General features: G+C 62.6%; 4 protein-coding genes and 1 pseudogene. 3 read left to right on the top strand and 2 right to left on the bottom strand.

Annotated features, from left to right (window positions below; translation table 11 throughout):
• From EN994_RS24215 to EN994_RS24205, 3 genes and pseudogenes are all read left to right on the top strand, one after another.
• A pseudogene (locus EN994_RS24215) lies at positions 1 to 447 on the top strand (beta-ketoacyl-ACP synthase); the annotation flags it as partial.
• 36 nt (positions 448 to 483) lie between these two features.
• Positions 484 to 1,512 carry a zinc-binding dehydrogenase gene (locus EN994_RS24210; RefSeq protein ID WP_013531222.1) on the top strand — a complete coding sequence of 343 codons (1,029 nt, stop codon included), beginning with the start codon at positions 484 to 486 and terminating at the stop codon, positions 1,510 to 1,512.
• 4 nt (positions 1,513 to 1,516) lie between these two features.
• A complete protein-coding gene (locus EN994_RS24205) occupies positions 1,517 to 2,506 on the top strand; it encodes a lipid A biosynthesis lauroyl acyltransferase (RefSeq protein WP_027160475.1) in 990 nt (329 codons plus the stop codon).
• Between the two features lie 61 nt (positions 2,507 to 2,567).
• Here the strand turns inward: EN994_RS24205 and EN994_RS24200 are convergent, their stop codons facing one another.
• Both EN994_RS24200 and EN994_RS35455 read right to left on the bottom strand, forming a co-directional pair.
• Positions 2,568 to 2,996, bottom strand: coding sequence for a L,D-transpeptidase (locus EN994_RS24200; RefSeq protein WP_013531220.1), 429 nt, complete (start codon positions 2,994 to 2,996; stop codon positions 2,568 to 2,570).
• A gap of 4 nt (positions 2,997 to 3,000) precedes the next feature.
• Positions 3,001 to 3,210, bottom strand: a 210-nt coding sequence (locus tag EN994_RS35455) for a hypothetical protein (RefSeq protein WP_164746131.1), incomplete at its 5' end; no start/stop codon positions are given.

Here is a 3,210-nt window from a genome sequence, read left to right as displayed (position 1 = left end):
GACTTCCACCGCACCCGCTCCAAACCGGACGCTTCACCGGCCATCGCCGCGGTCCGCGCCGCCCTCGTCGATGCCGGACTGGGTGAAGACGAGATCGACTACGTCAATGCCCACGGCACCTCGACGCCCGAAAACGACAAGATGGAGCATCTGGCGCTGTCGACGGTGTTCGGCGAGCGGATCGGCTCTATGCCGGTCTCGTCGAACAAATCGATGATCGGTCACACGCTGTCGGCGGCGGGCGCTGTCGAGGCGGCTTTCTCGCTGATGACGATGCGCGAAAGCGTCATTCCGCCGACCATCAACTATGACAATCCCGACCCCGCGATCGTGCTCGACGTGGTGCCGAACAAGAAGCGCAACGCCGAGGTCCGCACCGTTCTGTCGAGCTCCTTCGGCTTCGGCGGCCAGAACACTTGCCTTGTCATGGCGCGGGAACCGGTCTAAGCGACCTTTTTCAGCCAGACTGAACCGACAGGCCCCATGCGCGCATTGCAACTTATAGAGGACCGCCGTCTTGAGACGGTGGACCTGCCGCCTCCTCCACCGCCGGCACTCGGCGAAGTCACGCTGCGCATCAAGGCAGTAGCGCTGAACCATATCGACGTCTGGGGCTGGCGCGGCATGGCCTTCGCCAAGCGCAAGCTGCCGCTGGTCGTCGGCGCGGAGGCCTCCGGCGAGGTCGAGGCGGTTGGCCCCGGCGTTTCCAGCCTGCTGCCCGGACAATTGGTGTCGATCTATGGCGCGCGCACCTGCGGCCTCTGCCGAGCCTGCCGCGAAGGCCGCGACAACCTCTGCGAACATGTTTCGGGCGTGCACGGTTTCCATCTCGACGGTTTCGCGCAGGAGAAGATCAACCTGCCGGCCCGCCTGCTGGTCCCTGCCCCGCCCGGCGTGACCGACATCGGGGCGGCGGTGGCGCCCGTCACCTTCGGCACCGTCGAGCACATGCTGTTCGACAACGCCAGGCTTCAACCCGGCGAAACCATCCTTATCCATGCCGGCGGATCCGGCATCGGCTCGGCGGCCATCCAGTTGGCCAAGCGGATGGGTTGCACGATCATCACTACGGTCGGCTCCAACGACAAGATCGACAAGGCCAAGGCGCTCGGCGCCGACCATGTCATCAACTACCGCGACGACCGTTTCGAGGGCGTCGTGCGCAAGCTGACCAAGAAGAAGGGCGTCGACGTCGTCTTTGAACATGTCGGCGCCGACACATTCGCCGCCTCGATGCTGTGCCTGAAGCGTGGCGGCCGCCTGGTGACCTGCGGTTCGACCTCCGGCGTGTCGACGCAGATCAATTTGATGCAGCTGTTCCAGCAGCAATTGAAACTGCTTGGCTCCTTTGGCTGCCGCATGGAAAACATGGCCAACGCCATGCAGAAAATGGCGGCGGGACAGGTCGCACCCGTCATCGACACCGAAGTCGGCTTCGACGGTATCGACGCCGCGCTGAAGCGCATGGAAGGCCGCGACGTTTTCGGCAAGATCATCCTGCGCGTCGGCTAGAGCCTTGACCTCTGTATTCAAGAAGTTCCGCCGGGACCTCAAATTTCGTTACGGCAGGCAACTGCGCCAGCTCAATTACTGGCTGGTGGCGCGGGCAGCGATGATGATCATCTCGGTCCTGCGCCTGCTGCCGGCCGACAGTGCGCTGAATTTCGCCGACCGCGTCGCACGCCTGGTCGGCCCCCGGGTGGGACGCCATCAGGTCGCCGTCGACAATCTGCGCAAGGCCTATCCGGAAAAGAGCGAAGCCGAAATCCAGGCGATCGCCTCCGACATGTGGGGCAACATGGCTCGCCTTGCCGCCGAATACATCTTTCTCGACGCCCTCTTCGACTACGACCCCGCAGCCAGCGAGCCCGGCCGCGTCGAGGTCAAGGGAGCTGACCACTTCGTCGAAATAGCCAGCGAAGAGAAGCCGCACATCGTCTTCACCGGTCATCTCGGCAATTTCGAATTGCTGCCGGTGGCGGCCGCGACTTTCGGCATGAACATCACTGCGCTGTTTCGCCCGCCTAACAATCCCTATCTCGCCGACTACATCCTCTCGACGCGCCGCTCGACCATGGGCTCGTTGCTGCCATCCATGGCGGGCGCGTCATTCGCCCTGGCCGGGGTTCTGGAGAACGGCGGCAACATCGGCATCCTTGTCGACCAGAAATTCTCCAATGGACTGGAGACGACATTCTTCGGCCGTCCCTGCCAGAGCAATCGCGTGCTGGCCACCCTTGCCCGCCACTACGATTGCGACGTCTATCCGGCGCGCTGCGTCAGGCTGCCGGGCAACCGCTTCCGGCTCGAAATCGAGGACAAGTTGACCTTGCCGCGCACCGCTGACGGCAGCGTCGATGTCCGTGCCACCACCCAGCGTCTCAACGACGTCGTCGAGCGCTGGGTGCGAGAAGATCCCGGCCAGTGGATGTGGTTCCACAAAAGGTGGGAGATCAGCGGCGGGCGTCGAAAGCGACCGCAGGCAAAGGCGGTCCCAAACGCTTAGGCAGAGCTGCTGGCGTGGGGTTAGCCCAGCGCCAGCAGACAACAGCGAACCTGAACCCGCCTTAGTTGGTGACGACAATGCGCGTGTTGCCGAAACCCACTTCCCGCACCATCGAATAGAACGTGGCGGCATTGGCCGTGTGCAGCCTCACGCAGCCATGCGACGCCGGGCGGCCGAGCTGCCTGACGGCGCCGGTTCCATGGATGGCATAGCCGCCATGGAAGAACACCGAATAGGGCATCGGCGACATATGGTATTTGCGCGAATACCACATCCTGGCCGTGCGCTGCGGCCGATAGGTGCCGCGCGGCGTGAAATAGCCGGTGCGGGCGGTGGAGACACTCCACCGGTAAACCGACGCGCCATATCTGACGGTCATCGTCTGCGACGACACGTCTATATTTGCAACGAGGCTGGCTGCCCAGCCCTGCCCCGAAGCACCGAACAGCATTGCAACAAACATGGTTGCCATGAGAACTGTCTTTTTCATGCGATCAAACCCCTTTGATTGCCCCTAACCTGCCTGCCTGATTGTTTTTCATCTTTTTAATGGCAGATGCACGGGCTAACACACACACCTTGACCAATTCGCCAATCCAAAGCAGCGAATTTGAACGATTTCCCGCAATAGTTGCCGCAACGACACGCCGCACCGGCTTGATCGCCGGCGGGCTTGCAAAACCGCTGGGATCGCTGCTCAACTC

This window comes from Mesorhizobium sp. M7A.F.Ca.CA.002.09.1.1 (assembly GCF_003998555.1).
Lineage (GTDB): Bacteria > Pseudomonadota > Alphaproteobacteria > Rhizobiales > Rhizobiaceae > Mesorhizobium > Mesorhizobium ciceri.
The sequence above is the reverse complement of the archived record's forward strand: the minus strand, read 5'-3'. Positions and strand labels throughout refer to the sequence as shown.